The 21,986-nt window shown below is 38.7% G+C and carries 21 protein-coding genes, 1 tRNA gene and 1 pseudogene; 6 read left to right on the top strand and 17 right to left on the bottom strand.

The features are described from left to right. Positions 1-7 precede the first annotated feature (7 nt). The gene (locus N0M92_RS00595; RefSeq protein ID WP_192208176.1) at positions 8-1,213 is read right to left on the bottom strand and encodes an acyl-CoA dehydrogenase family protein; all 1,206 of its coding nucleotides are present in this window, start codon (positions 1,211-1,213) and stop codon (positions 8-10) included. Between the two features lie 14 nt (positions 1,214-1,227). After that, on the bottom strand, positions 1,228-2,415 hold the full coding sequence (locus N0M92_RS00590; protein WP_260284043.1) for a CaiB/BaiF CoA transferase family protein: 1,188 nt from the start codon (positions 2,413-2,415) through the stop codon (positions 1,228-1,230). A gap of 455 nt (positions 2,416-2,870) precedes the next feature. On the opposite strand from N0M92_RS00590, the gene N0M92_RS00585 reads away from it, so the two are divergent. Next, positions 2,871-3,809, top strand: coding sequence for a DHH family phosphoesterase (locus tag N0M92_RS00585; protein ID WP_260284042.1), 939 nt, complete (start codon positions 2,871-2,873; stop codon positions 3,807-3,809). Positions 3,810-3,943: 134 nt separating this feature from the next. Here the strand turns inward: N0M92_RS00585 and N0M92_RS00580 are convergent, their stop codons facing one another. The 4 genes from N0M92_RS00580 to N0M92_RS00565 all read right to left on the bottom strand — a co-directional run bounded on the left by N0M92_RS00580 (position 3,944) and on the right by N0M92_RS00565 (position 8,882). Then, positions 3,944-4,960 (bottom strand): aliphatic sulfonate ABC transporter substrate-binding protein, encoded by a 1,017-nt coding sequence (locus N0M92_RS00580; protein WP_260284041.1) that lies wholly within the window; start codon positions 4,958-4,960, stop codon positions 3,944-3,946. A gap of 41 nt (positions 4,961-5,001) precedes the next feature. Next, positions 5,002-5,754: an ABC transporter permease gene (locus N0M92_RS00575; protein ID WP_076367033.1), complete on the bottom strand. Its 753-nt coding sequence runs from the start codon at positions 5,752-5,754 to the stop codon at positions 5,002-5,004. Then, positions 5,687-6,529, bottom strand: a complete 843-nt coding sequence (locus N0M92_RS00570) for an ABC transporter ATP-binding protein (protein WP_260284040.1) — start codon at positions 6,527-6,529, stop codon at positions 5,687-5,689. Before N0M92_RS00570 ends, N0M92_RS00575 begins: the two co-directional genes overlap by 68 nt. Positions 6,530-6,779: 250 nt before the next feature. Further along, a complete protein-coding gene (locus N0M92_RS00565; RefSeq protein WP_260284039.1) occupies positions 6,780-8,882 on the bottom strand; it encodes a YhgE/Pip domain-containing protein in 2,103 nt (700 codons plus the stop codon). Positions 8,883-9,093: 211 nt separating this feature from the next. On the opposite strand from N0M92_RS00565, the gene N0M92_RS00560 reads away from it, so the two are divergent. Continuing rightward, positions 9,094-9,789, top strand: a complete 696-nt coding sequence (locus N0M92_RS00560) for a DUF421 domain-containing protein (protein WP_260284038.1) — start codon at positions 9,094-9,096, stop codon at positions 9,787-9,789. Positions 9,790-9,887: 98 nt separating this feature from the next. Here the strand turns inward: N0M92_RS00560 and N0M92_RS00555 are convergent, their stop codons facing one another. The 10 genes and pseudogenes from N0M92_RS00555 to N0M92_RS00510 form a co-directional block, all read right to left on the bottom strand. After that, positions 9,888-10,412, bottom strand: a complete 525-nt coding sequence (locus tag N0M92_RS00555) for a type 1 glutamine amidotransferase domain-containing protein (protein ID WP_260284037.1) — start codon at positions 10,410-10,412, stop codon at positions 9,888-9,890. A 92-nt stretch (positions 10,413-10,504) separates the two neighbouring features. Then, positions 10,505-11,242: a tRNA pseudouridine(38-40) synthase TruA gene (truA, locus tag N0M92_RS00550; protein WP_260284036.1), complete on the bottom strand. Its 738-nt coding sequence runs from the start codon at positions 11,240-11,242 to the stop codon at positions 10,505-10,507. 889 nt (positions 11,243-12,131) lie between these two features. Further along, the gene (locus N0M92_RS00545) at positions 12,132-12,452 is read right to left on the bottom strand and encodes a hypothetical protein (RefSeq protein WP_192203754.1); all 321 of its coding nucleotides are present in this window, start codon (positions 12,450-12,452) and stop codon (positions 12,132-12,134) included. A gap of 431 nt (positions 12,453-12,883) precedes the next feature. Further along, positions 12,884-13,231, bottom strand: a complete 348-nt coding sequence (locus N0M92_RS00540) for a VOC family protein (protein ID WP_260284328.1) — start codon at positions 13,229-13,231, stop codon at positions 12,884-12,886. 265 nt (positions 13,232-13,496) lie between these two features. Further along, positions 13,497-13,756, bottom strand: a pseudogene (locus N0M92_RS00535) (transposase); the annotation flags it as partial. 165 nt (positions 13,757-13,921) lie between these two features. Further along, positions 13,922-14,353 (bottom strand): GNAT family N-acetyltransferase, encoded by a 432-nt coding sequence (locus N0M92_RS00530; protein ID WP_397443790.1) that lies wholly within the window; start codon positions 14,351-14,353, stop codon positions 13,922-13,924. Positions 14,354-15,245: 892 nt separating this feature from the next. Then, positions 15,246-15,662, bottom strand: coding sequence for a hypothetical protein (locus tag N0M92_RS00525; protein WP_260284035.1), 417 nt, complete (start codon positions 15,660-15,662; stop codon positions 15,246-15,248). Between the two features lie 400 nt (positions 15,663-16,062). Next, positions 16,063-16,134, bottom strand: a tRNA-Val gene (locus N0M92_RS00520). Positions 16,135-16,723: 589 nt separating this feature from the next. Further along, positions 16,724-17,281: a hypothetical protein gene (locus tag N0M92_RS29390; RefSeq protein WP_260284034.1), complete on the bottom strand. Its 558-nt coding sequence runs from the start codon at positions 17,279-17,281 to the stop codon at positions 16,724-16,726. After that, positions 17,281-17,616 (bottom strand): hypothetical protein, encoded by a 336-nt coding sequence (locus N0M92_RS00510; RefSeq protein ID WP_260284033.1) that lies wholly within the window; start codon positions 17,614-17,616, stop codon positions 17,281-17,283. Before N0M92_RS00510 ends, N0M92_RS29390 begins: the two co-directional genes overlap by 1 nt. Before the next feature lie 1,587 nt (positions 17,617-19,203). Between N0M92_RS00510 and N0M92_RS00505 the strand changes: the two genes are divergently transcribed. Beyond that, a complete protein-coding gene (locus tag N0M92_RS00505) occupies positions 19,204-19,425 on the top strand; it encodes a hypothetical protein (protein ID WP_260284032.1) in 222 nt (73 codons plus the stop codon). Positions 19,426-19,442: 17 nt separating this feature from the next. On the opposite strand, the gene N0M92_RS00500 is transcribed toward N0M92_RS00505, so the two are convergent. Continuing rightward, positions 19,443-20,000, bottom strand: a complete 558-nt coding sequence (locus N0M92_RS00500) for a phosphatidylglycerophosphatase A family protein (RefSeq protein ID WP_192203741.1) — start codon at positions 19,998-20,000, stop codon at positions 19,443-19,445. Positions 20,001-20,189: 189 nt separating this feature from the next. On the opposite strand from N0M92_RS00500, the gene N0M92_RS00495 reads away from it, so the two are divergent. The 3 genes from N0M92_RS00495 to N0M92_RS00485 all read left to right on the top strand — a co-directional run bounded on the left by N0M92_RS00495 (position 20,190) and on the right by N0M92_RS00485 (position 21,953). Beyond that, positions 20,190-20,912 (top strand): alpha/beta hydrolase, encoded by a 723-nt coding sequence (locus N0M92_RS00495; protein WP_260284031.1) that lies wholly within the window; start codon positions 20,190-20,192, stop codon positions 20,910-20,912. Between the two features lie 89 nt (positions 20,913-21,001). After that, a complete protein-coding gene (locus tag N0M92_RS00490) occupies positions 21,002-21,517 on the top strand; it encodes a YjcG family protein (RefSeq protein WP_192203739.1) in 516 nt (171 codons plus the stop codon). 4 nt (positions 21,518-21,521) lie between these two features. After that, on the top strand, positions 21,522-21,953 hold the full coding sequence (locus N0M92_RS00485) for a GNAT family N-acetyltransferase (protein ID WP_260284030.1): 432 nt from the start codon (positions 21,522-21,524) through the stop codon (positions 21,951-21,953). Positions 21,954-21,986: the final 33 nt, after the last annotated feature.

The raw sequence follows: 21,986 nt of genomic DNA, 5'->3' as shown, positions 1-21,986 counted from the left end.
TCTATAGTTAATGGACGGAAACCTGCTCGAAGGGCCATGCAGGCAATTGCTTTCGAAGCTCTTTATCTTGTCTGTAGCCAAGTGCGTATTCGCCCTGCATTACAGTATGAATCTCACGGGTTCCTTCGTAAATGACCGGGGCTTTTGAATTCCGCAGAAAACGTTCCACTGGATATTCATCCGAGTATCCGTAGGCACCATGAATTTGAACAGCATCATTGGCCGCTTCGTTAGCAGCATTACATGATATCCACTTTGCAAGTGAAGTTTCCTTCGTATTCCTTTTTCCTTGATTTTTCAAGGTACCCGCTTTAAAGACCAGCAATCTGGAAATCTCTAAATTTGCGGTCATCTTGGCAATCATCTGTTGAACGAGCTGATGCCTGCCAATCTCTTTTCCGAATGTACTTCGTTCATGGCAATATTTCAAGCTTGCTTCCAGGCTTGCTTCAATTAACCCTACAGCACCTGCGGCCACTGTAAACCGGCCGCTGTCCAATGCCGACATGGAAATTTTAAAGCCCTCACCTTCTTCACCGAGCCTATTCTCGACCGGAACTTTTACATCGGTTAAAAAGATTTCGCCTGTATTCCCGGCACGAATTCCTAATTTCCCTTTAATGGCTTTCGACTCCACTCCCTCGAAAGTCCGTTCCACAATAAAAGCAGTGATTCCCCTTGAACCGGCATCATGATCCGTCTTGGCGAAAATGAGGAAATGATCTGCATAATCACAGAGCGAAATCCATGTTTTTGACCCGTTCAAGATATAATGGTCCCCAACACGTTTTGCCGTTGATTTCATAGCTGCAACATCAGACCCTGCATTCGGTTCAGTCAGCCCAAAAGCGCCAATCTTGATCCCTTTTGCCTGCGGTACTAAATATTTCTGTTTTTGTTCTTCCGTCCCCCATTGCAGCAAGGTCATGCTATTTAATCCTGTATGTACAGAAACTGCAGTTCGGTAAGCCGTATCGCCTCGCTCCAACTCTTCACAAACGATGGCAAGCGTATTATAATCCATTCCGACTCCACCATACTCTTCGGGTATACAAACGCCCATCAACTGCAATTCCGCTAACCTTTTTAAAATATGCGGCTGGAATTGACCTTTCCTATCCCACTCTTGAATGTATGGGATAATTTCCTTATCAACAAATTTCCTTACCACTTTCTTCACACTTTGCTGCTCTTCTGTTAATTCGAAATTCATCATTAATATTCCTCCTAAATAATTTTATTTTCCTTGAATTTGTTTATTTGGTCTGGACTATATCCAATTTCAGCCAGAATGGAACCGGTATGCTCACCATACAGTGGCGGATGCTTTCTCATCGTAACCGGCGTTTTTGAAAGGTTCAGTGGCGATCCCGTCACTCTAAGATCTTCGATTGTGGGATGTTCCATGTTCACCAACATGCCTCTTGCGATGATTTGCGGGTCCTCGAACATCTCTGCGATATCATTAATCGGTCCATTGGGTATCCCTGCATCATCAAATAGCCTTTTCCATTCTTTCTTTGTCTTTCCTTTCAACAAATCCTCTATTATCGGTATTAATCCTTCCTTGTTCAGCAAACGTTTTTCATTATGCTTAAACTGTTCCTGCTCGGCTAAATCAGGTCTGCCGATAACGGCTGAAAATCTCCTGAACTGATCATCATTTCCTACAGCCACAACAAGCTCCCCATCACTTGTCCGGAACGTTTGGTATGGAACGATATTGGGATGTTGATTTCCCATTCGTTCAGGGGTCTGGCCACTGAATAAATAGTTGCTGGCGACATTCACCAATGAAGAAACCTGGCAATCCATTAACGAAATATCAATTTCCTGTCCTTCCCCCGCTTCATCCCTATGATGCAAAGCGGATAAAATGCCAATGCATGTATACAAGCCAGTCAATATGTCAGCTATGGCCACCCCGACCTTCACGGGACTTCCATCTTTTTCTCCTGTGATACTCATCAAACCACTCATCGCTTGAATGATATAATCATAGCCAGGCAAATCTTTATAAGGTCCGGTTAAACCAAATCCCGTAATCGAGGCCATGATCAGTTTGGGGTTCATTTCCTTTAAATCCTCGTAACCCAGCCCCATTTTTTCCAACGTGCCCGTCTTGAAATTTTGAATCACAATATCCCCTGAAGACACCAACTTCCGGAAGATTTCTTTCCCTTGTTCCGACTTTAAATTCAAGGTCATGCTTTGCTTATTTCGATTGGCACATAAATAGTAAGCGCTTTCTCCTTGGGCGAATGGCGGACCCCATCCTCTCGTTTCATCCCCTGCCTCATGATGCTCGATTTTAATAACATCGGCACCCAAATCACCGAGGATCATTGAACAAAACGGCCCCGCCAAAACACGGGATACATCGATAATCCTGACTCCTTCCAAAGCTCCATTCATATCATCACCCCTTTCAAACTGTCGGGATACACAAAAAAGAGCCAGTAAAACCAACAATGTCATTACATTGAATGTTTCACTGACCCTTATCCACGAACTGTCTTCCTGCAAAGGAAGATCAAGTGAACCAAGTCAACTTTTATGGATTCCAGTTTTATGACAAGCCGGCCATGCAGCAAGGTAACTTGCTGTCATCGGTTTGGTAAATTAAGTATAGTCTTATTTTTTGAATTTTGCAATAATTTTGTTCAAGGGTTTTCATTACTTCCACTGAAATACTCATTAGCATACTTCCCGTTTAATATAAAAAATACAGCCCTCAATCCATAGTAATCGGAAATTGCCTTTATTCGTGAGGCATGGGATGATTGAATATGCATAATTGTCAATATATGAATTTTTCATACTATCGATTATCGCTCGACAGACAAGGAAAGATGAAGGGAGATGACGATATGAACAATAAAAAAGCGGAAATAATCGAAGCGATTAAGAAATACCACACAATTATCATTCATCGCCATGTTAATCCGGACCCTGATGCATTGGGATCGCAAATCGGTTTAAAGAAGCTTTTGAAGCATTCCTATCCTTCTAAAGAAGTCTATGCGGTAGGCGAGGAAGTGGATAAGCTTCTATTCATTGGTGATATGGATGTCATTTCCGATAACAAATACAAAGGTGCCTTAGTGATTGTTTGTGATACTGCCAACATTTCACGGATCAGTGATTCACGATATGATCACGGGGACATGCTAATCAAGATTGATCACCACCCCGAATATGAGCAGTTTGGTGATTTTTCCTGGGTCGACCCTTCTTATAGCTCTACCAGTGAAATGCTTGTTGATTTATTCTTGGAATCTCCGGAAGGCTTTATCATGAATAAAGAAGCGGCTAAATCATTTTATGCAGGAATACTTAGTGATACAGGTAATTTCATGAATGGGAATACAACTTCCAGGACATTAAAAATGGTTTCCCACTTAAGAACTTATCATATTCATCCAGAAAGAATCCATAACAGCCTTAATATAAAGACGAAAAACGCTTCAAGACTTCAAACAGACATCCTCATGAGCTTCAATGTAACCGATAAAGGGGTAGCTTACTTCATTATTACGGAGGATCTGTTAAATATGTATGGCGTGGATCGAATTGAAGCTTCGAATTTAGTTAACACGCTATCGAGTGTCAGGAGCAATAAAATCTGGGCTTTCTTCATCGAATATCCTGCTGAAATCCGTGTCAGGATACGTTCACGGAGCATTCCCATCGCTTCAGTCGCACGTCAATTCAATGGTGGGGGACATTCACTGGCTTCAGGCGCTACCATCCATTCCTGGGATGAGGTTGATCACGTTATCCAAGCGTTGGATCAAGTATGCCCATAACAGGGATTTCATGACCTGCCGTGGTTATATGCATGATTATATTCCCAGGCGCAATGCAATGGAATAATTCTGCCTTTACCTGATAAAAAAAAAGCGCCAAAGCCAGGATGGCTGAGGCGCTTGCTTGTTTCAATTTATTTGGACACTTCTTCAAGAATTGATAAATCGATCATGCCTTTTATATCATTGCTAGGGATATAACCAGCTTCTTTGCTTATGTCTGCCATTTCCTGAATAACTTGCTCATTAACTTCAGTCGTCACTTCAAGGCGTGAAAATGCTGAAGCCACCTCATCTTTACTTAATTCTTTTCCAGTCAGTTCCTTCAAATGCTTAATAACCAGCTCTTGGCTTTCTTCAGGGTTGTCTTGTATAAACTTCACCGCTTTTTCATGCGCCTTCAAATAAGAAGCAGCGAGCCCCTTTTTATCCAAGAACTTCTGGCTTGCAGCCACTACCGTGTTAGGTGAATCTTTCCCCCATGCAAATTGATCCCAGTCAAGCAATAACTTTCCTTTTGCCTGGTTTTCCAATACATAACCCCATGGTTCCTGAGTTGCTGCTGCATCGACAGATTTTTGGACAAAAAGCGCGGTTGTGTCAGCAGGTGCGGCCGCATACAGCTCAACCGTCCCCCCATTCGTAGTCGGCTTTAAGTCAACATCTTGAAGGGCCTTCCTTAGCATGACATCCTGTGTGCTTCCAATGACGGGAATTGCTACCTTTTTACCGCCCAAATCTTTTAAATCCGTAACTTTGCTGCCCTCGCTGGCCACTAGTACGGCACCTCCATTAACAGCCCCGGAGATCAAGTGGTATTCAGGGTTTTTCACGTAAAAGTTAAGCAATGGACCAGGCCCGACCGTTCCGACATCAATGGCGTTTGTAGCCATTGCTTCCATGAATAATCCTCCATTGGCCACTGTTTTGGTTTCAATCTTAACATCTTTACCGAACTCTTCTTTGAAAAAGCCCTTTTCGAGTGCAATGATCGTTGCACTGTGGGTTAAGTTAGGAAAATACCCAATTTTCACGGTTTTCCCCCCAGAACCTTCTCCTTCTTCATCATTGCTGCTGGACTGAGTGCATCCGCTTACTATTCCGATTAACAACACAGACAGAATAAGGGCAAAAAATGATTTTTTCATCATACTTTTCTCTCCTTTTGAACTATTATTTTATTAAACTACCGTTACTTCACTCCCCATTTCAGTTGAACATTACGTTCAAGGCGGGAGAAGACAACATTATCCACGATCGTTCCGATGATTGCGATGATGATCATCACGGAGATGACCAAATCCATTTGTCCCAGTGATCTGCCCATTTCCAGCAATTGCCCAAGACCGCCTCCCCCGCCAAGTAATTCACCTGCCATCAGTGCACGCCAGGAAAAGGCCCATGCAATTCGGAGACCGGATATTATTTGCGGGACGGATGCTGGTAAAATCACGGTGCGAAGAAAATGAAACCCGGTCGATCCATATGTTTTGGCAACCCGCTGATACAACTGGGGTACATTCCGGAAGCCACTTGTTGCATTAACCGTCATCGTCCAAGTTGCGCCGATGGTGACGATAAAGAGAATCGAAAAATCATTCAATCCAAACCAAATGATCGCTAAAGGGAACCACACGATACTCGGGATGGACTGTAAGGCCGTCACGACGAATCCTAGAGTGTCTTCAACCAATTTAAAGCGCCAAATGAAATATCCTAATATTAGACCTACTATAATGGCAATCGTAAAGCCGATCAGGATACGGCCAAGGCTTTTTCCGATGGCTTCAGTTATTTGTCCGCTCATCAGTCCATTAAACAGAGTTTCCAAAACCTGGGTCAGGCTTGGGAACATGAATTCCGGAAGACTGGAAAGTCTAGATGTGACTTCCCATATCCCCGCTATCATCGCGATGAATATGATTCGTCTTAAAGCTGTAATCATTCCCCATTTCCTCCTTCAGCACTTTTTCAATTTCCTCCTGTAAAATCGATAGAACCCTTTGTTCTGTATGCAAAGTTACACTATCCGGCATAACTCCATCTTTCATCGAAGGGACGGAAATCGTCTCTTTAATTTTCCCGGGGCGGGTTGCAAAGACGATGATTTTTTCGGAAAGCTGAACAGCCTCACGAATATTATGGGTAACGAAAAAGATTGTCACTTTAGTTTTTCTCCAGATTTCGAGCAGTTCTTTATGCAAGACCATCCTCGTTTGCTCATCCAGCGCAGAGAATGGCTCATCCATCAGCAGGATATCCGGTTCCATCACCAACGCTCTTGCGATGGCTACCCTCTGTTTCATGCCCCCTGATAGTTGATGTGGATAGGAGTCAACATATCGGCTGAGGTGAACCATTTTTAAAATGTCCAATGCCTTTGCTTTAGCCTCTTCATTGGGAATCTTCTTTAACTTCAATCCGTAGGTAACATTTTCAAGTACCGTCAACCAAGGGAATAACCCCGCCTCTTGAAATACTACGACCCGTTCCGGACCTGGCTTCATCACTTTTTTCCCAGCTACACGTATTTCCCCTGCATCTGCCTTATCAAGGCCGGCAACCAGATAAAGGAGTGTGGATTTACCACACCCTGAAGGGCCGACGATTGAAACGAAGCTTCCCTTCTCGACCTCTAGGTTTATCTTATCGAGCACCTTTATGCTTTCTTTCTTTTCATTCTTAAAACTTTTTTCAATGCCATCTATTGTTAAATACATATGGTCACCCCACTTTTATATCGCATCGATTTACTAAACATTATTTCTTAATAATGATTAATCCAATGGTTTTTGTCAACTATAAAAATGCAAAAATTCTAATTTATCGGTATCTTTCTATTCAATTGTCATTGTATTGATAAATATTCCAAACTTACACAAAAATACATATGGGCAAATTCCATTCAGAAATAAAAAACCTGAGCCCATGTAAGGGTTCAGGCTAATTTTTATATCCACTTTTATAACCTTAAAAAATCCTGCTTCCATACAACTTATCCTTCATTTTTTGTGTCCTTGCATGCAGTGGCTTTTTCAAAATGATACCTAATATGAGCGTGATTATTAAAAAGATAATCAGGATAAAAATGTCCTTGCCAGCTACGCTCCATGTTATCCCCCCAACGGATTCACGAAGTAAACCCACAGCATAGGTGAATGGCAAGAAAGGGTTAATATGTTGAAAAAAGGGCGGTGTGACTTGAATGGGGAAAGTGCCGCCAGAACTTGATATTTGAAGGACCATCAAGACGACGCTTATCCCTTTTCCAACATTTCCAAGAACGGAAACGAAAGTGTAGACAATGAGTGTAAATACTGTACTTATCAGAACGGAAAACAGGATGTACTCAAACTTATCCGCTACATAAACACCGATAAAGATGATATTCCCAATGGAAACACTAAGAGCCTGCATTACCCCAATGATGAAAAATATAAGATACCTCCCGATATAAATTTGATACGGGCTGTAAACTTTTTGAGAAACACCCACGCTAAGCATGGAAATCAATATTGTACCGCCGACCCAAAGGGAAAGGGCCGTAAAGAAAGGGGACATGGCGGATCCATAGTTCGGAATCGGAAAGAGACTGTGTTTATTGAGCAGCACCGGTTCTGAAAAAAATTCACTTTCTTGTTCAATATCATTTCTTAGGAAATCGATCACTTCTTCCATATCATAAGACTTATCGATTTCCCTCATTTTAGAAGCTAGAGCCTTTATTTTCGTTTCAATTTCCGGAAACTTATTCGTTAACTTATCGATATCCCCTGTACGTGTTTCCAATGTTCGATTGGTCTCATTCAACAGCGTCCTCACCTCAGGAAGAACCTTGGTTCCCTCCGCCATCGTGACCTGGACATTATTCAATATTGATTCCGTTTCGTTCCAGATTTCATTGAATTTTGGCCTTGTTTCCTTTGAATAACTTTCCTGGAAGCTTGTCAAAACTTGATCATTGTTCCCGCCAAGTTCGATAAGATTGCCATAGGCTCGGTCATTCAGCGCTTGAAGTTGGTTCGAAGTATTATCCCTTAATTCATCAACTAGCTGTATTTCTGGCTGAAGCAAGTTTTTCTCATTAAATTGATTGACTCTCACCAATAAATTATGCATACTGTCCAAAAGGTACAACTCTTTATTTATCCTCGTTACCCCTTGTTCCACTAGCTGATTCGACTCATTGCCAGGCAAATCCTGACCCGTTAGCCGGTTTGCCAGTACTAAAACGGATTCATTATCGCTCCTGATGTTCGCGATATCATTTTTCAAGAGGGGAGCGATTCCTTCGAATGCTTGCCTTGTTGACTCTACATAACTAGAAACGTCCGATACCAATTTGTCCTTCTGGGACGTTATTCCTTCTATTGAATCCAATCCATCATTGACCTTCTTAATGATATCTTCAGCCTTTTTAACATGTGTTTGAACGGTTTTGATATTTTGTTCAAGCTCAGGCAGTTGCCCCTCTAATAAATACACCATATTCTTCATTTTTTGAATTGTCGGCAACTCATTTTGCAGGGTGACTCCCAGTTCATTAAATATCGCAAGAATACTCCCACTGGCCGATTTGATAAAGGTTTTGCTCACGTTGTCCACAATGCTGTTCGCACCCGCTGCCGTAATTTTAGGAGCAATGGAATTGATTTTTTCATTCACATAGTAATCAATCTCCGCCTTTTTAGGGACATCGGTCATGATTGTCGCAATATGTTCGGAAAAGTTCTCCGGAATGATGATGGATGCATAATAATCCCCCTTTTCCACCTTAGCTTTCGCTTCTTTTTCCGAAGTGAATCTCCAGCCTAAATCCTTATTCTCCTTTAACCCCTCTACGACTTCCTTGCCTATGTTCACGGCTTCGCCATTTAACTCCGCACCTTTATCATTATTGGCAACGCCGACAAGAATTCCTTCCGTATTTGCATATGGGTCCCAAGATGCGACAATATTAAACCACGCATAAATGGAAGGGATGAACATGAGAAAAACTACTACGATACAAACAAAGAAATTTTTATAAATGCTTTTTAAATCGTCAATGAAAATTTCCCGAATATTTCTCAAAACATACCCCCGTACAGATGTATTTTGATACTATTATTCGAAGAAATTTCTTAATCGATACTAAGTAAACATATCCATCGATTTATAGAACCGAATAAAAAGAAGCAAGACGGTTTCCTGTCTTTTTCCTTTTTAAAATTACAGAATAATGGGCCTGCTGTAAGAACATACTATTACGAACTGTCGGGATTTTTAAAAGGGAGAAATAGTCATGCAAGGATTTGTTGAAATCATCTTTCGACCCTTTATAGCTTTTATTTTATTATGGGTATTTGTCCATCTGCTCGGTAAACAGACGATTTCCCAAAGGACTTATCACCTTTATATCGCTTCAATTACGATGGGGACACTTGCAGGAAATCTAGCATTCAATATTAAAGTTAATTTCCTGTATCCTATCATTGCAATTATTATTATGGGTTCCATCGTTTTTATACTGAATCTTGTAGCGGTTCGAAATCCGCGCTTCGGAAAATGGATTGCTGGAGAACCTGTTGCCTTAATTCAAAAAGGAAAAATACTCGAAGAGTCAATGCAGCGGATGGGGTATTCACTGGATTCTCTTAAACAGGCTTTGCGGGGAAAGGATATCTTCAATTTAGAAGAAGTGGAGTGTGCCATTTTAGAAATAAATGGCTCCATCTCTGTATTAAAAAAAACACAATACCAAAATACCACCAAGCAGGATATGGCTTTAGTGTCCTCAGCTGGAACTGTACCGATAGAGATGGTCTATGATGGGAAGATCTTATACGAAAATTTATCCAAACAAACCTACGATGATGAATGGTTAATGGCTGAGCTCAAAAAAAGAAACCTTTCTGTTTTTGACATCTCTTATGCTGTCATAGGGACAAAAGGAAATTTGTATATTGATTTGATTAAGGATCAATCAAGGGAATCATGATCAATTGTCGTTAAATATATCGCATTCGCGTAATTAGATGGCAGGAATAATAAAAGTGGTTTTTCCAGAAGAAAAACCACTTTTTCAGACTATGGTGATTAACTCTTTTCAATCACGTTTATCAATTCCCTTAAATAATCCGGTAGATCAGGTGGACGCCTGCTTGATACAAGGTTACCATCTACGACGACGGGCTTATCTATCCAAGTCGCCCCTGCATTTTCCATATCATCTTTAATGCCCGGTGTACTCGTTACATTCTTCCCTTGTAAAATTTTAGCGGAGATCAACACCCAACCAGCATGACAAATTTGCCCGATGGTTTTTTTATTTTCTTCCATGCTTTGAATAAGTGATATCACTTCAGGAAACCGACGAATTTTGTCAGGTGCCCATCCCCCCGGTACAAGAATGGCATCATATTCTTCAGCTTTAATACTGCCATACTCATAATCAGATATAGCAGGCACACCATATTTTCCTATATATGTTTCATTCGCCTTTTCTCCAGCGAGGTGAACAATCGCTCCTTCTTCTTTTAAACGTAAAATCGGATACCAGAGCTCTAAATCCTCAAATTCATGGTGCACAAGACTGATTATTTTCTTTCCTTCCAATCTCATGGAAATCTCTCCTTTTTTCGTTCTATTCCATTACTTCCCTTTCTCTACTGCCAGTACACTTTACATGCGTTAACCGATGCATCAATATTTGTCTAAAAATCAACCTTCACCAAGTATAACCCAGCTGCCTCCGCCATACGGCCCGTTTGGATTCTTTCTTTTGACTCTAAAATGCTTGGTATATTTCCAGCATCTATTTCACCCAACCCAACTTCTATCAACGTCCCGACAATCTTTCTAACCATATTATAAAGAAACCCATCGCCTCGAACTGTAATTTGGATGAATCCGGCATCTTCTTCTATATCTATGGAATATATTTCACGCACCATGGATTTTTTCTTAGACTTTGCATTTGAATAAGCCGTGAAATCATGTTCACCTATAAAATGTTGACATGCTTTTTTCATTCTTGTGATATCCAGCTTTTTCTCTACATGCATACTGTATTTGCGCATGAAAGGATTTGTATATGGCTCGTTCCAGATCTTATACAAATAGGTTTTATCCTTAGCATTATAACGGGCATGAAAACGATCAGGAACTAGCCTGACCTCGACAATGCTGATGTCTCTTGGTAAATACCTATTCAAATAATTCATGATTTCAGCTTCAGTCAGGTTTTCACCAATCTTAAAATTGGCGATTTGAGCAAGGGCATGTACACCGGCATCCGTTCTGCTGCATCCGATGATCTCGATTTTCTCCCCCGCCATTTCCGTTAATACATTTTCTATTTTCCCTTGAATCGTATCATCACTATTACCGAGCCGTTGCCAGCCTTTATAGCGCCCGCCATCATATTGAATGGTCAATTTATAATTGTTCATTGCTTCCTCCTTATTTTATTACTGTATAGTCATCTAAACAGAAAATTCTTGATAAAATACAAGCCCCCATACAACTCCTGCTGTATGAGGGAACAGATGGTCTTGTCTTAGAAACACATTTAAATTGTTAAGGTTTTGTATCATCATGCAATGAGTTTTGTCCCTTTATCCCCTTACTTCCACAAGTCTGCAGTGAATGCAGTAAAGGAGCACCCACCGCTTACAGGCCCTGATTTATGTAAAGATCATACATCTTATCTATGCCACTCGATAGTAAATCCTAACAATCAAATTGAAATGCACTTCTGCATAGTTTATCAAAGTGGTTAACGTCATGCAATGAACGGTTCAACATCACGCGCAGTTTCTGTATAACTTTGTGCAATGCATAAACACACAGGAATAATAAATGGAAATGAAAAATAAAAAAGCCCGAGCCCCCTGTTATATCAAGGATTTGAGACTTTGGCAGTTGATGACCTGTGAGAGATTCGAACCCACGAACCCACCCCTATCAATTTGTTTCATATAATAGAGCGGTAATTTGCTTTGAATAAATGTAAAAAAATTGATAATTCAAGGTTTCTTGATATCAAATCAGTAAAATAAATAAGGCTCAAAAAAATAATTATGTTAGCACGTGTATGAGCAAGATGGTGAGCAGGTGGCCTGCTACAAATTATCATGGTGACTAATCGTTTCATTTTCTTCCACTGACCAGTTAGGGAACAGGAGCTTCGATTTATTAATTGCTCAAATGACAACCAATTGTATTTGAACTATAACGTAAATTACCTTTTCAAAAACCAAAGCAGTTGTATTTTATTTTCCTATATGGAAACCTCAAAACAAAAAGACTTACCTTAAAGGTAAGCCTTTTATCGAATCATTACTTGATAAATCCATTGAGAAATTGATATAACTCTTCTAATTCACTTTCTTTTGCCACAATACAGTTAGGGTATTGTTTTATCTCTGCCACGCTGGATAATTTAAAGTCATTAGGAGTAGGGAGTCCAAAAGCACAAATCATTAAATAGTCAGCAAAGTGAATTAACCCAGTCACTGCTGACGTTTTTATGGTCATTTGCCCCATTGCTCGCCCTGCAAGCAAACCCTTCATTGCACTTTTTCCACCTGTTCTTTCTATTACTATTCTACTTTCATCTATTATTACTTTTGTTCCTGATTTTAATTCAAAAGTTTTCATCTTCTCAACCTCCTACTTGTCCTTTTATATTACAACATCTTTGTATGGAAACGGCTTATATATGTCATTTTATTGAAAATGATCTTCAACTAACCTGCCCAGATTTTTGAATAGGCTGTTTTCGCGTACAATCCAGTATCGACGGGAAGTCTTTACAAGAAGGTTGGAGCCATATTAAAAAGGCTTATTAGGCTATTCGTTATCTGTTGGCTAAGTCTCTCTATCGAATTAGTCTTCAGTCACTGTGGTATATGTTGATACTTGATAATACAAAAAAAGCTGTCCGGTTCCGGAGAGCTTTTTCCTATGGTTCATGATAAGGACATAATCATTAACACCGCTAAGAAATGGACCGATATAAACGGACATTGTTTGTAAGCTTACTGAACTAAAGCACCCTTTAGTTCAACAACAATATTTATTATTATCCATCACTTCTCCCAAAGCTCTATACGTCTTCCCTCTGGATCTTCAATCCAAATAAACTTTCCAAATTCATTAATCGTCTTTTCCATAACAAGGGGAACACCCACTTTTTCTAGATGTTTGATACTGTCATCCAAATTTTCCACTTGAAAGTTTAACATCACTTGTTGTTCTGTCGGAAAATAGCGGTCACTTTCAGAAAAGAAGGAAAAGATAGTTTCATTGCCTGATTGTGGTGTAATAATGGTGCCATTCCAATTTTCAATTTCAATTTTCAGGACTTTACTGTACCATTTTTTTATATCCTCTAGATTTTTAGTCCTCCAAAAGATTCCTCCAAAACCCTTTATTATCATAAGAATCTCCTTCCTATCCCATTAGTTATTAATTTAAATTCTAGTTTTGATTGCGAATTCCTTCTTTCAATACCCTGCCCCTTTAGTGCCATAAGAAAAGGGCTGCTGATCAGCTCCTAATAATGAAGTAAACCAGCTAATAGGATGTCAATATCTTTCTCTAATATTTTCATTTCCCTTATGATATACTATTTTTGGCCATGCCAAATAACCCTCCAAAACCCTTTTGGAAGGATTTTTCTCTGTTTCACAAAACCGTTAATTACGCTAAATCTAGGAACGTTTCTTTTCTCTTTAATAAAGCATAAATCCAATGAAGCAACTTATTCATACAGGCAACGATTGACACTTTGGCCGGTTTTCCTTCTGATTTTTTTACTTATCATAGAATGCTTTAAGCTTTTTGTTCCTTGAACTTCTTATGCCGCATAGTACGGCAAGATACAGAGAATGACGTAGTCTGCTCGAACCCCTTTTAGTAATACGATTAATGGTTGCCGTAAACTTACCCGATGAGTGAACACCCTTTAGTTTAAGTAGAAATCCTAACAATATTAATTAACAAAAAAACAACCATTTTCCCTTTAAGCTAATAGTGTAAACGGGTTTAGTAATTAAAATATCAGGGTAATTGTAGTTTTGACATATAGGGGATTAAATGATGAAGAGGTCACTAGATGCATATTATCAGGTAATCCCCATAATTGACTGCACATAAGCTTCCATTATAACGTAGGATTTACCCTCTTTCATAAAGCTGGAGTTAGTCTCTTGTAAGCCAAACTTTTTATAAAAATCCACCTTATTCTTTCTGGCATTACACCAAATTCTCTTCACGCCATTGTTCTGTGCTTCCTTTATAATATAGTCTAACAATGTACTTCCGTACCCTTTACCTTGTTCTAGTTGAAGGGTTGCAAATTTACGGAACTGACATTCTCTATTGTTTATAAAAAGTGAGATGACAGAAATCAAATCATCTCCTTTAAAAAGCCCATAATGAATACCTAAATCATCGTCTTCTAATTTTATATAGTCAAAGGGCTTATCTGCCCACATAACTTTATGCCTTAATTCCCAAACTTCTTCTTTATCTACTTGTCTAACCGTTATTTCCATAGTCCTCTCCTTTGTCCTTAACTATAAATAAGATATTAACCTTTTTGGGAAGCACCCGTTTGGGTAATAAGAAATCTAATCAGTTTCCTTTCTTTTATTCATACTCAAATTCAAAACTAATATTTAGAACATCACCGAAATATTGCCAGGATGGATAGATAAACACATATAACTGCTGAAGTGAACAAGATGACAGCAGGTATAAGATTTCTCTCATTTTAAATCCATAAGTACAAAAAAAGATAGCCGCGCTAATTTGGAACCACTTTGAAAATAACCATTATTAGAAAAAAATGAACTGCTAAAAATAATGGATATAAGCAAAGGTGTAGCGATTGGTATTTATATACCACAAGGGCTCTTTTAGGAATTGTTTAATCGTTGATGGTATTAACAGAAACCGTCAATGTTATGCGGATAGATTTGGATGCTTGCAAGAAATTGTTATCGATTAAATTTCTTCAAGTTTGGTTGCGTAATTATGGTCTGCTATATAAAAATTACTGCTATGAACAAATCATTGGATGAGCAGGTCATAATACTTATCTACGCAATCGTTTTCTGTAGCCCACTTCAAACAATAATTCTCTTTCCTCTTTATCTAGTATTTGTTGTTCATTCTTCAGAAGTATGTTCAGTCCAGTGTATTTCTTTAGTCAAGTAATCGATATGCTTTTCCATGTTTTCTCTTAAAAATTGAGCACAACTTTGAACGTGATTTTCTACTTGATTATTCATCAAGCTTGCTAAGACAACTCCTCTTTCTCTGGGTCTTGTCTTATTGGATATCAGTTTAATTCCTCAATCAAAAGTCAGATCCAGAGAGATTCTCCAAGGAGGCTTCTTTTTCTTGTTTTAGTTTAAAATCGGGTCTCCATTTTCTTAGAGTACATTATTTTATTAGCATTTTATCTAATTCACGAACTTTATCATATGACTCTAATAGTTGTTCAGGTACTAATGTTCTCCCATAATCCCAAGCATTAGTTTCTATTTCAGATTTTAGCTTTTCTTTTTCTTCTTCGTGACCATACATTAAAATCCTTAAATCATGTTTGTTTTTCTTAAAATCTAAATAATAACCAATCATACGATAAAGAATAATTTTAACAAAGTCTTCCTCTGTCTCTTTAATTCTAATTTTCCCTTTATAACCGTTAACTTGAAGGTAATTGAATTTTATAGTATTGGTCGATACGTTATAACTCATAGGCGCACTTAGACTATTGTCAAATTCATGAATAATATCCAAATTGTGCTCGTTTAATGTGTTATTAATTATCTCTTCGATATCGCTTATATAAAGCATTTAACTATCACTTCCCTTTTAAAGACTTACTTCATTCTAGTAGTAGATTAAATTCTTCTTCCTTTATCAATATAATAAACTGTAGGCATATTAAAATCACACAGTTAAAAATTTCCGTGCATGGTATTTGGCAGTAAAGGTAACCCAACACATTATAGTAAAGTGGATTTTTCTGAAGAACATGATTATGTACCTTTTAAAGAAAATCCTAAAAGATGGTCTTCTTTTTAACCACCATCGTTAGCTGAATAAGCGAAAGGGCTTTGCCTCGTCCTGTAATACGTTTAAATGCTGCTCTATCCGCACCAATTGAGTAATAATATATTATGAACTATATCTTTGAAAACAAAAAAAGGCCCAAATCCTTGTTATATCAAGGATTTGAGCCTTTGGTAGTTGATGACCTGTGAGGGATTCGAACCCACGACCCCTTCCCTGTCAAGGAAGTGCTCTCCCACTGAGCTAACAAGTCAATATGTAAATCAAGCTCTTTAGAGCTTGCTTTTAAACCTTAATTAGTTGCTGACTTCTTTACTGGACAAGATTTATTATATAGTGGTATTCAAAATAAAACAAGTAGTTTTGCTAAAAAAGTTTTTATCGTAAATTGGCCTGGGAAGTTAATCCTTGAAAGTTGAAAGCTTGTAAGAATTCGTTCAATATTTAAACCATTACATCTTAATGAGTTCCCTAAATCCGTTATCTCCAGATTTTTGTAAAGAAGCCCAATTGAGAAGGGATCTTTTCTTTGTAGTCCGATACTGTTGTTGTCTTTATTTTAGTCATAACACTGGGAGCTGACACTGAATATGGTCATTGTTTTTAAGAACTTGTTCAATAGAATTTACTATTTTTCCCGATAACCTTTTTTTGAACAAAGTCAAAGAAGAAAAGAAGCCAGCAGGATCTGACCCAAAAATTTCTCAGAATAGAATCCAACTAACCATTTATGAGGAGAATCCTAGGCTCCTACATATAAGATTTTCTCAACTTTAATTAACAAATATGATGTCTATGTGCTCAATCAAAGATTTTAGCAAAGAAAAGACAGGAAAAGATTTTTACATAGGAGAGGGGAATCTAGCAGCTTGAAAGTTGGTTAAAGGTGCCTCTGCTAAAATTTCTCCGTTTGCGCCTGCGCTAAATATTACTTGTACCCGATCTCCTGCTTGTAACTGAAGGATTGTAGTAACCGATAGTCCAATAGGTCTTGATTTTCTAAAGAAGTCATTAACAATATCCATATCATCTCCGTTTACGTTAATTGAAATGGAGGCGGCATATCCTTCTTTTGAAGAAGGTATTTTTTTGTCTTTTGAAGAATGACTTTTTTTGCAATACTCACAGTCGCAACTATTTTTTTTGCAATAATCGCATTTGCAACTATCTTTTTTGTTTTTTGAGTAATTATCACTTTTTCTTTTTGACGGACAAAATGAGACTTTTGCGGTTATCTCATAAATTCCATTCTCAGTTGGAATAAATGTTGATATATGCGGATTATATTCATTTGCTAAATCAAATTGTTCAGTTTGGTATAAAACCTTTACTGAGGGCGTACCCGCTTCTTTGTAAAGTTGTGGTGTGTTCTTATTAGCCCTGAACGCAGATGCTCTCACTAGATTATGTTTCTTGTGGTCACAGTGACAATCAGTATGTTTCTTCTGGCACAAATGACATTCATCGGTTTTCTTTTCATCGTATACACAGTCATTGTGCATCTTATGACAACAATGACAATCATCCGGTTTCTTTTGATCGCATATACAGTCATTGTGCTTCTTATGACAGCAATGGCAATCATCCGGTTTCTTCTGAATACAAATACAGTCATTGTGCTTCTTATGACAGCAATGGCAATCATCCGGTTTCTTTTGAATACAAATACAGTCATTGTGTTTCTTATGACAACTGTGACAATCATCCGGTTTCTTTTGATCACATATACAATCATTGTGTTTCTTGTGACAACTATGACAATCATCCGGCTTTTTTTGATCACATTTCTTATTAAGATATGTGGTGTCTACAAAGGAATTACAATGTGAAATAGTATAATGATTTTTAATTATAATCACCTTTTCCTTTTTTTATTTTCTGGTTATTTTATTCATTAAAAGGAAAGGGGTTTGTACAATATGGTACAAAAGTAAAAATATATCTAATTAAAACAGCAAAAATCTACTGGTTAGTATACGTTTTCAAGAAGGTCGGTTGTTAACAAAAGAGGGTGAAGTAATAGTAGAAAGTTAACTTCTTAACTTTTTTCAAACACTAACTTTCAGGAAGCTAGTTCATTAAGAAACACTAAAAAAGAACACAATAAATGGTCTTTTTTATTGGCTCTTTTCGTAAAGATTGTTGTTTTTAAAAACTAAACGATTTAAGGTTGATTGGTGCGCAAGTGCGAGACTCCTGCGGGAGCAGCGGGACAGGTGAGGCCCCACAGGCGTTTACGCCGAGGAGGCTCACCGCCCGCCCCGCGGAAAGCGAGCATCTGTAGAGGAAATCAACCACACCGCTTTACTTGGTAAATAGCAACAAAGTATGCGAAAACAGCCTTTTTATTTGTTCAATATCAACAATGAAAGTGAACAAATCCAAAAGAAGGATTGCTGACCATAATTGGCTCCATCTCGCCTTTGATTCCCGTTAGTTGGTAAAACTAACACCCAGCTCCCCTTATTAGCACCTGCCTAGATGTAATGACTATTGAGACCGTTTTCAGTTTCATCTACCTGACGTAAACAACGTTACCCTGAGTACTATACTCGGCGCTCAATGATTTATAAAATGGATATCCAAATGTAAGCAACATTCCATTTAGCAAAAATTCACTTTAAGAGACTAATAATAAGGAAGGGATTCTTGTGGATGTTAATCGTGGAAACAGGTTCTCTCTTATCATCTGACAATGGGATGAAGCATAATGCACTTCAGTTTGGCATGATGAAGAAGCGGCTATTGTACTTTTGCGGGGACCGTTAGAAGAAGTTACAAAACATTAGCCACCCTTCACAATCCCGAACAAAATGGGAAGAATAAACGTTGACGGAGTACCCTTATGGCTAACCCTTTGAGCAACCTTGGGGTAAGATCTTTATTTGAGTCATTCCATCTTACCCAGTCCATTAAAAGGCTTTTTGCAACCACTGAGAGTTGTCTCCCTTTCTTTTTGAAAGCCAATTAATCAACAAAAAATCACCTCCCCCTTCTTGAAATAGAAAGAAAAGTGATTCAGAAGTTTATTATTGGTAAAGTCGTTAAGGTTTGAACTAATAGTATCGATACACGACAACTTCTCATCTCGTAAGCTTTATTAACTTGAAATCGTTAATTTTATGTAGAGTGAAAAACGACCAGCCTTCCCCGTCAATGAAGTGATCTCCCACTGAGCTAACTTGTCGTATGTAATGACTAATTGGGAAGGAAATATTTTATCTCAACACAAAAGAAGAACCAACGTTCCCTTTTCACTTGCATACAAAACGTATGTTCGCATATAATGATAGCAAGCAAGTCAGCAAAGGAGTGACAGGGAATGAAATATATACTTCGTAAACATATGGAAGAAAATGCTCCATTGGAGATAATTTATCTCTCCGAACAAGGTAAGATTACGCAGCGGAAAATTCAAGTGCTTGAGGTTTATCCAGGCCATATTCACGCATTCTGTTTTCTAAGGCAGACAAAACGGACATTTAAAGTAGCCAATATCCTTTCTGCCCGCATCATTAAGACCAGGTTTGACAGGTCTGGATGAAGATTGTTAATCAAGGTTCAACCTATTAACTCTTCCTCTTCCTGGATGTCCTTTTCCTGTTCAGTTAACGATTCTTCTTCATCCCTCAGACGATGAGCTAACCTTGAGGCGGCACTCGCGGCAATGCTTGCAACGATATCATCCAGGAAGGTATGCACGATTCCTTCTTGCTTCTTATCGAGTTCGTGTATGACGCCTATTTTATTTTTATCCAAATGGCCAAATGTCGTTACAGCAATGCTTCCGTATCCGAGTACTGCTCCAAAGGCAATCGTTTCATCCACTCCGAATAGCCCTTCATCAGACTCAACAATCGATTGCAGGGGTTCTGATAGCTTTTTTTGCTCTGCCAGTTTATCCAGCTCCACACCGACTAAAATGGCATGTTGAATTTCCCTTTTCAACAGGACACGCTCAACGCTGTGGATGCATTCCTCCAGCTTAAGATCAGCTTTATACGGGATCTGCAATTCATAAACGATTTTTGCAATTGCCTCTACACTGACACCACGCTCCAATAATGTTCGTTTAGCTGCCTTTGTTACTTCCCTGCTGTGTACATGTACATCTGCCATTTTATTCGCCACCTTATTTGTATTATTTTTCTATATCCTTGTATTATAGCACCTTATAATTTAAATTTTTAGAAAATATAACGAAAATTTTATATTCTAAATTCTTGTCACGGGAAAAAGTCGCAAGGCTATGCTAAAATAATCAAGTAAGTTGTTTTTCATTATTATTTATCATTGAGGTGCGGGAAAATGAGTTTACGCAAAGGCACAATTAAAGAGTACATGTTTAAAAGCGAAGCTTTAGCTGAAGAATTGGAACTGCTTGTTTACTTGCCTGCTAATTTTTCGCCATTGTATAAATATTCGCTTGTGATTGCTCAGGATGGCCGTGATTATTTTCAAATGGGCCGAATTGGTCGGGTAGCAGATGAACTGTTAGGGAACGATGAGATTGAGAATATCATCATTGTCGGCATTCCCTATAAAGACCGCTTTGACCGCAGGCGCAAATATCATCCGGACGGGGAACAGCACATTGCATACATACGTTTTCTTGCCCATGAACTTGTCCCGTTTTTAGATGATGAATTCCCAACCTATCAAATGGGACATGGTCGAACTTTGATCGGTGACTCTCTTGGAGGTACAGTTTCTTTATTGGCCGCTTTGCAATACCCGCATACATTCGGGAAATGCATCATGCAGTCGCCACTTGCCAATGAAGCAGTAATGGACGCTGTACGTAATTTTGAGGATCCGCATCTCCTCGAACTTTATCATGTGATCGGGACCGGTGAAACAGCTGTTCCGACAACTGAGGGCAACAAGGCAAACTTCATAGAACCAAATAGGGAATTGCATAAATTAATAAACCAAAAAGGATTTCCTTGCTTCTATGAAGAATTTGAAGGTAATCATACCTGGAAATACTGGCAGGCAGATTTAAAACGAGCACTATTGGAAATGTTCTAATTTACTCGAAATCATCTCTTTGAGATGGTTTCAAGTAAAAACATGTCCAACTATAATACAACAATAAAAAAATATCAGGAGGTTTTATTATGAAATATGGTGTTGCAATTTTCCCTTCAAAAAAACTTCAAGATTTAGCTAACTCCTATCGCAAACGGTATGATACGAAATATGCGTTCATACCACCGCATCTGACGCTTAAACCAACGTTCGAAGCGACTGACATGGAAATTTCAACAATCGCGGAACAATTAAAAGGCATTGCTCAAAAGTGCAGCCCTTTTACGATGAGCGTTACGAAAACGAAGTCTTTCCAACCCGTAAGCAATACTATTTATTTCAAAGTGGAATTATCCGAAGGGCTTCAAGAGCTTCATGATGCACTTAACAATGAGGACTTCATAAAAAGTGAAAGTGAATATGCATTTGTCCCGCATATTACCATCGCTCAAGATTTATCGGATAATGAGCATTCTGATGTTTTAGGCCAATTAAGCATGCTTGACATCAGCCATGAAGAAGAGGTTAAACGAGTTCACTTGCTTTATCAACTTGAAGACGGGGCATGGACCGTTTATGAAACATTTAGATTAGGAGCTGAATGATTTCGTGTTTGTAAAAATCGCAGAGAACAGCCAAGAGCTTGAAAATGCATATTTGATCCGAAAAAAAGTGTTCGTCCAGGAACAAAACGTCCCTCTTGAAGAAGAGATCGATGAATATGAAAAAGAGTCCACACATTTCGTTTTATATGATGAGCAGCAGCAGCCAATTGGTGCCGGCCGCTTCAGGGTCATTGAAAACATCGGTAAAGTACAGCGCATTTGTGTACTATCCTCGGGCCGTAGGAATGGTGCCGGCGCCATGATCATGAATGCCATCGAGGAATACGCCATCCAGCAGGAAGTGCCTCAATTGAAGCTTGATTCCCAGGTGCATGCTATCCCTTTCTATTCAAAATTAGGGTATGAGATCGTTTCCGACGAATTCATGGATGCTGGCATTCCCCATAAAACGATGAAGAAAACCATTTTACGATAAAAAAAGCTGTCCTTTCAGTCTTCTGATTGGACA

The organism is Peribacillus aracenensis (genome assembly GCF_025175645.1).
In the GTDB taxonomy this organism is placed as follows: Bacteria; Bacillota; Bacilli; order Bacillales; family DSM-1321; genus Peribacillus; species Peribacillus aracenensis.
This window is presented reverse-complemented; position numbering and strand designations above follow the sequence as displayed.